The 6,884-nt window shown below is 64.6% G+C and carries 8 protein-coding genes; 4 read left to right on the forward strand and 4 right to left on the reverse strand.

Annotated features, from left to right (window positions below):
* Positions 1–535: 535 nt before the first annotated feature.
* A complete protein-coding gene (locus ACIRRA_RS02910) occupies positions 536–1,444 on the reverse strand; it encodes an NmrA/HSCARG family protein (protein WP_402762190.1) in 909 nt (302 codons plus the stop codon).
* Between the two features lie 91 nt (positions 1,445–1,535).
* On the opposite strand from ACIRRA_RS02910, the gene ACIRRA_RS02915 reads away from it, so the two are divergent.
* On the forward strand, positions 1,536–2,087 hold the full coding sequence (locus tag ACIRRA_RS02915; RefSeq protein WP_402762193.1) for a TetR/AcrR family transcriptional regulator: 552 nt from the start codon (positions 1,536–1,538) through the stop codon (positions 2,085–2,087).
* A 585-nt stretch (positions 2,088–2,672) separates the two neighbouring features.
* Here ACIRRA_RS02915 and ACIRRA_RS02920 read toward each other — a convergent pair.
* From ACIRRA_RS02920 to ACIRRA_RS02930, 3 genes are read right to left on the reverse strand one after another with little or no spacing between them, the layout of a single operon-like run.
* On the reverse strand, positions 2,673–3,506 hold the full coding sequence (locus tag ACIRRA_RS02920; protein ID WP_402762196.1) for a helix-turn-helix domain-containing protein: 834 nt from the start codon (positions 3,504–3,506) through the stop codon (positions 2,673–2,675).
* Positions 3,503–4,024 (reverse strand): DUF6879 family protein, encoded by a 522-nt coding sequence (locus ACIRRA_RS02925; protein ID WP_402762199.1) that lies wholly within the window; start codon positions 4,022–4,024, stop codon positions 3,503–3,505. The genes ACIRRA_RS02920 and ACIRRA_RS02925 overlap by 4 nt, the downstream gene beginning before the upstream one ends.
* Positions 4,005–4,334 (reverse strand): hypothetical protein, encoded by a 330-nt coding sequence (locus ACIRRA_RS02930; protein WP_402762202.1) that lies wholly within the window; start codon positions 4,332–4,334, stop codon positions 4,005–4,007. Before ACIRRA_RS02930 ends, ACIRRA_RS02925 begins: the two co-directional genes overlap by 20 nt.
* Before the next feature lie 216 nt (positions 4,335–4,550).
* On the opposite strand from ACIRRA_RS02930, the gene ACIRRA_RS02935 reads away from it, so the two are divergent.
* The 3 genes from ACIRRA_RS02935 to ACIRRA_RS02945 all read left to right on the forward strand — a co-directional run bounded on the left by ACIRRA_RS02935 (position 4,551) and on the right by ACIRRA_RS02945 (position 5,963).
* Complete coding sequence (locus ACIRRA_RS02935) at positions 4,551–5,069, forward strand: hypothetical protein (RefSeq protein WP_402762204.1); 519 nt, start codon at positions 4,551–4,553, stop codon at positions 5,067–5,069.
* Between the two features lie 76 nt (positions 5,070–5,145).
* On the forward strand, positions 5,146–5,337 hold the full coding sequence (locus ACIRRA_RS02940; RefSeq protein WP_402762207.1) for a hypothetical protein: 192 nt from the start codon (positions 5,146–5,148) through the stop codon (positions 5,335–5,337).
* A gap of 272 nt (positions 5,338–5,609) precedes the next feature.
* Positions 5,610–5,963, forward strand: a complete 354-nt coding sequence (locus tag ACIRRA_RS02945; protein ID WP_402762210.1) for a hypothetical protein — start codon at positions 5,610–5,612, stop codon at positions 5,961–5,963.
* Positions 5,964–6,884: the final 921 nt, after the last annotated feature.

The following is a 6,884-nucleotide window of genomic DNA, read 5'->3' on the forward strand; positions in this document are numbered from 1 at the left end:
TGGGACATCCATGGGATTCGGATCCCGAAACGACAGCAGGTGGAGAGCGGGAATCGCTCTCCACCTGCTTGTTCGGAGCCGCCTGGGGGAATCGAACCCCCGACCTTTTCATTACGAGTGAGCCCGGAAACGTATTCGGGCGTCCGTACAGGTTCGGCGAATCCAGGTCAGAGGCATTTTCATGTCCAGCCAGTGCCGCGCCGTCCGGCGAATGCATGCGGGTCTTGGCACACTGTCGGCACGCTGAAAATATGCCCTGAACTGCGCACAGGCGGCCATGCTTGTCGCCTGCCAGTGTGAAGGGACCACCACGTTGCCAGTCATGGGACCACCGGCAACAGGTGATGCTCCCAGGGAACATGTTCCAGATTTGCTGTGCGAGCCGAGCATGGCGACAGCAGCCGGACATCCTGTAATGCCGAATGCAGCGCAGTTCTCGTGGCGGCATCGGAAGATCGACTGGTCGTGACCTTCTGACGCAGACCGCCGTGCCGCACGAACCCTATGCTGTGGCGGCCCGACCATTTCATGGGGGTCAGGCCGGATCGGCTTCGGAGAGGTAAGCGGCGAAGGCTTCGGTCACTCGGGGCATTCGGAGCCAGGTGTTGAATGTGGTGAGGCCGGTGATGGCGGCACGGCATTTCCGAAGGTCGGCCGTTGGCCGATCTTCGCTGTACATGCGGGCGATAATGGCCGCGAGTTGCGGGTCCTGCGCTCTGATCTCTTCGATGGGGATGTTCTGGTAGCGCACTGCCCGGCCGGTGGCGGCTGCGATTGCGTCCGCGATCTCGGGTGTGGTCAATTCGTCCGCAGTGATGTCCATCGCACGACCGATCCAGTCCGCCGGCGTGGTGAACGCACGCGCGGCGAACGAGCCGATATCTGCGACCGCGATGAGCTGCTCGGTGGCGTCCGGCGGGGCCGTGGAGGCGAGCATGCCATTGGGTTGAAGGCCCCGCAACGGGCCGAGATAGTTCTCCATGAACCCGACGGGGCGCAGGACGGTGGCAGGTATCTGCGTGCTGCGCAGGTATTCCTCGAGCTGAGCTTTGGGGCGCGCCAACGCATTCACGTCGGGTCGGTCCGCACCCAGGGCCGAGGAGTAGACGACGTGCCTGATGCCCGCTCGCACCGCCGCGTCGACGATCGCCCGCCCGCGACGCGTCTCGTCGTCGGGGCCGATACCCGGGGTTACTTGCGGCGACACGAAGTTGGGTTGGAACAGGAACATGCCTGCCGCTCCGCGCAACGCCTGCTCGATGCCGTCGATGTCGTCGAGTGATCCAGGGACAACCTCGGCGCCCGCGTCTGCGAGGTGGCGTGCATCGTCGCGGTCCGGGTCTCGCACCACCGCTCGCACCGGCCGGTCGGCCGTCAGCAGTGCGTGCACCACGGCGCGGCCCTGACGGCCTGATGCTGCCAATACCGTGACCAGTTCAGACATTTCGGCTCCTGGCTGTTGTAAGCTTTATCCGGGTTCCCGAACCCGGATAAACGATACGGGTTCCGAAACCCGGTTACAAGGAGGGGGTGCGATGGCCACGGCAAGGGCCCCACGTGCCGATGCTCAACGCAACCGTCAACGCGTGCTCGACACCGCGAAACAGATCTTCGCCTCCGAGGGCAAGAGTGCGAGCCTGCTGGACATCGCCGCTCGGGCCGGGGTCGGTGCCGGAACTGTCCATCGGCACTTCCCGACGAAGGAATCCCTGTACGCGGCCGTGCTCACCGCCCGACTCACCGAACTGCTCGATCTGGTGCCGAACCTGCCCAACGACCCTCCAGGTACGCGACTTATGGAGTTCTGGCGCTTAGCGGTTCAGCAGGCGCGTGAGAACGTCGCACTGTGCGAGCTCATCTCAGCTACCGGCGAACACATCGACCTCGCCCCGGACGTCGCACACCGATATCAAGCCACCCTCGACGACCTCGTCAGCCAGGCGCGAGACGCTGACCGACTCCGTGAAAACCTGACCGCAGCAGATATCGCCTCGTTGCTCGCCGCGGCCGCCACCGCCGAATCGCGAGATCACGACGCGCCACCCGGCCATCTAGCCAGTCTGATCGCGGCATCGATCTTCCTCTGACCGTCCCGAGTGATCCCACCGCCTCGTCCTGTCAAACATCCACGACACGACACCCCAAGGATTCGTGCAACGTCCAACTCGGTGAACGCACTAATCTGCCGCATACCGGTCGTTCAGTAACACGGCGTCGACCGATCGACAGTGCGACAACCTGTTCCACTTCTGCGCTGTCGTCGGTGGTCCCACAACTGGCAACGCTGCGGTCCCTCGGCGGTGGCAATCGACACATGCTTCCTCACCAGGACAGCGCCCCGGTGCCACGCTCGACAGACGATCGTTGATTCCGGAACCCGTACACACAGCCCGGCTGTATGCCGTTGCGGTGTTCCGCTGGCCAATCGGGGTTCACCCCCCAGGGGGGCGGGACCACTTGTGAACCGCATGCAGTCGGGTCGCTTAGCACCTCGGCGAATGCGTGCAACACCTCCGGGTTTTCGGGCGGGCTCCCACGATGCACGCAGCGTTTCGGAGTCCGTAAATCCCGGGCCGATCGGGTAGCGGTCCGGCCGCTCCGGGACGGTTCCTGACTGTTGAACGGGGTCAGGAGGGGGCCGGCCCGAATTTTCTGCCGCTCACCGGCCCGGCCTAGCCGCGCTTCTCTACCGCTCCTCGGATCAGACTCCGGGCATCCCCGCCGGAGACAGACTGTGCAGCAAGTATTTTGAATGCCCGGCCGTAGGTGGCTATCTCACGCGGTTGAGTGATGGTCAGCTCTGCGGCTGTCCCTTCGACCATGACGAGGCGGTTGTCGAACATCGCGAAGTTCGTGGAGACCACCAGCGCCTCGGCCGTGGCCGGGATGACTCCGAGGGTGACCCGAGGCATACCGAAGATGGCAGCTAACCGGTCGAGTTGGCCACGCATCACTGCATCGCTTCCAACGGTGGTGTAGAGCGCCTGCTCAGCGATGAGGAAGTGGAACCGGTGGTCACGCTGGTAGAGGATGCGTTGCCGCTCCATACGCTTGCCAACCGCTGCGTCCAGGTCGTTGGGGGCCTGGTGAAACTCCATGCCGCGCCGTAGTTTCGCCTCGGCGTATTCAGCGGTTTGCAGCAAGCCGGGAATGATCTGCGGCTGATAGTCGCGGATCACTGTTGCCTCAGCTTCCAGCTTCAGCGCCTTCTGTTGCCGCCGATGGAGGCCGGTGCCGAGAATGCGCCGCCACTCGACGTACGCGGCGTCGATGGTGTGCAGCGTGGCCAGAAGGTCCGCCAGTTGATCGGCCGCCCCGGTGTGTTCGCAGTAGGCCCGGATGTCGGCGTCGGTGGGCGTGATCCGCCCGTATTCGATTTTCGAGACCTTCGATTCGTGCCAGCCGGCCAAACCCGCGAGCGCACGGCCGGTAAGCCCTGACCTGCGGCGAAGCTCTCGGAGCCGTGCCCCGAGAGCCTCTCGCGCGTCGTAGACGCTGTTCGTCACCGCTGGGCGTACTCGGCGAACGGTGTTGCCAGAGCCCAGAGCCGTTCGCGTACGCCTCGGCTGTAGGCGACCACGCCCGGATCTGTCGTGACTGCCAGCCCGGCTGGCTTCCCTGCGTCGTTCACGAGGTTGTAAGCAACCCGATCGTTGTCGAGCAACCACCAATCATCCGGCGGGACGTCCCCGGCGAGATGCCGGGGAACGTACCGGATGTCTTCCCCTGCTTCGGTGTTCGAGTCGGTGACCGACAGCAACCAACGGTGGTAGTCGGTGAGTGGCACCGTGACCACTCGGACTCTGGTCACTGCCACACCCCGGCCGATTGTCTCCCGGATAAGGTCGTTCCAACGGTTCTTGTGTTCGTCCGGCAACGCAGGCTCTCCGTCGAGGAACCGGCGGAACCGTTCGGACTCCTGCGGCACCGTGTAGGCATCCCTGACCTCCAGGTGAAACGCTTCGCGCTTGCACTCGGCGAACAGACTCACCCAGTCCGGCGGATCAGTGTGCAGGTAGAGCACCGTAGAACGTCCTTTCAGCCCTCGGAACTTCGACGGCCATCTCGTTGGCAGCTAGGTCGAGCTGACCGAGCGTTTCGGTGTCGGTCACCGGCAGCCCGGTCAACGTGAACGTGCCCCGTCCGGTGTCGGACATCGTGGCACCGATGAACGTATCCGGTTCGGCGAATCCCGTAATCAGGTGCGGTATTTCGATGGTTTCAGGCTCGCCTGTCTGCCACCCCTGCACCAAGTAGGTACCGCGATCGGTGAGGTACAGCGACGGGCACTGTCCTATGTCTGACCCGCCTTTGCCGAGGAATGTAAGGCGCATCGTGTTGCCCCCTATCTAGCGATGTGCGCGAGTTTTCCCGCGCAGAACCCATAGTCCCTCGGCCTGTCCAAGTTGGGGCTCAGGTGAAAGATTTTCGGCAAACTCGAGCACACTCGTAGCCGGTGACCTGCCCAGAAACCTAGCGTCAGCTCAGGCGCTCGGGTCCGGGCCTGTAGCGGGTCCGAGCTGCCGCACCAACGGCGGACAGGGGTCGAAATGAACCGGCGGACAAGGCTCTACAGGTTCCCTGGTGGCCTGTTCGAACTCCAGAGCACCGGTGATGAGACCGAGGACTACGCGGGGTTCTACCTCGAGTCCCTCGGATTCGGCGAGGTCGAAAGCAGCCCAGAGGACGAACTACCGCGAGGGGCGGACATGCGCTACAAGCCAACGGCTCTCGGCTACGTCCGGACCGATGTGTCCGGAATAGGCCAGCTCTGGGACGAATCGCAGATTCGGAAGCTCGCGACTCGGCTCGGCTACGACTTCTCCGGCATGGTCGTCTACGACCCGATATCCGGCCGACCACCGCTGGCCCGGCTGAAGGCCCAAGCGACACGGCTCGATGCCGAAGCCGTGATCGTCCCCAGCCCCGCGCATTTCGAGGGCGGGCAAGTGCCTACCTCGCTGGTGCAGCAGGTGGACGTGATCACTGTCGGTCCGGAGGAAACCTACGCCCGCCGCGCGATACCTCCCGCCCGAGACCTCCCACCCATGCGGGCCGACTGGGCGTGAGCGGTGGAGGCGAATACCGGCGCGTGCCTGTACACCGCCTACTACCCTGCACCCGCAGTTCAGGCATTCACTCGGCGTGACCGTGCTGGCCGACCGCCCCGCCGATGTGTCAACCCTCGCCGCGAGCATCTTGGAAACCTTGGTGACCACCACGGGCGCGTGGCGGTTGGAATACATCGAATCCGAGCAACTCGGCCACCCGATCACCCCACCCGGTGACGACCGCACAAGCCACACCGATGCTCGGAAAGCCCACGGAAGGTGGTGATGCGATGGCCGCGCCGTGAATTCAGGACACGGTGACCGTACGTGCGTTACCCACGCACGAGACGACACCCCGGGACGATCGGATGAGAGCAACCGCAAAAACTCACATCCCAACGCCCGCAAGGTGGTTGGTGCTTGCACCCCGGCGGTGTCGTCAACCCCCGAAGGTTCCCCCAGTCGCAGGAGAGGGCTGGGGGAACCTTCGAGGGCAGCAACACAATCGAAGACAGGAGACATCGTGAGATCTGCTGCCGCCCTCGGGGAGCACGCCCGGTGATGCACGCGATCGGCGACCTCGTCCGCGCCCTCTCCCGCACCGGCGCCGACACCGACGAGCGGGCGATGATCGCCGAGGCCCGACGCCTCGGGTTCGCCTGGTCGGCCACCTTGTTCGAGGACGACACCGGCGATCGCTTCCAGGCTTGGCTGGCCGGGCTGATCGTCAGGCAAGAAGTGGACGCGGTGTTCCTGCCCAGCGCCGCACACGCACCGGCCACCCAGATCGAGGCTGTCAGTATCGAGTACTGCGACGTGTGCTGCATGGCCGAACAGCAACGCCACACCATCTGCACCGAGGACGGCCCTGGACCAGAATCCACGCCGCTGATTGTGGCCTACCGGCGGTGAGCCCTTCGCCGCCCGGTGGCCGATCGCCGAACCCATCACCGGTGCGCGAGTGCCTCCCGCGCGACCGCGGACGATCAGCCCCGCAACTACTGCCAATCTCACTGTTTTCGCTGTTCAGGCACCGGAAAGAGCGGTTTCTCGGCGAAAAAACGGCCCGGAGATAAAAAGCCTGACTGGGCCGGGGTCAGGGAGGGCGGGGGGTCGAAGATTCTGGACAATCCACCCCGGGTTCCGGGTCTCTACCCGGACAGGTGACCGCCCTCGCTGACCGATCACGCGATGCCGGGACCCGGTGCGGCTTGTCCGAAACATGCGGAGTCCATCTGCGCACGTCCGGTACTCGCAGCCAACCACCCAGTGCGTTGCACCAGGGTTCGAGACATGTGCCGCTGACGATCTGGTGGGGTGGGGGGCCGACAACCTCTCCCCGGGGGTGTCAGCAGTCTTCGGGAAGCTCTGCCGATTTCGCTTCGTACGGGTTCCACACCATCGGCCGAGATCACCACGCGCCGATCGACTACCCGGTGTCGGTCAGGAAGCTTTCCCTGCTGAACGGCAGGCGTGATGGCGGTCGAACCCGAAGCGGCGCGGCAACGCCCGCGAACACACTGCACACGCCGTCATGAAACGACCGGCCACACGGCACGGCTTGCACAAGGCAGTGGAATCCAACCCCAGATCCGTATGCGGGCTCGCACACGCCGGACACATCGGCACGATCCTTGCGTCAGCGCGAGCCTGCCACTCGGCCACAGTCACCGCGGTCAAGCCGACCCCGCCACCACCGGGGTCAGCACTCACGCCGGTCTCCTGACCAGCCGGTAGCGGTCAAGTCCCGGGGAGTGGTGTAGCTGGGGTGGTCACCGCGTGATCCGAAATATCGGTCAGGCGGTGAGTTCTGCTGGTGCGGTCTCCTCCTGT

It is taken from the genome of Nocardia sp. NPDC101769 (assembly GCF_044766925.1).
Classification (GTDB): Bacteria; Actinomycetota; Actinomycetes; order Mycobacteriales; family Mycobacteriaceae; genus Nocardia.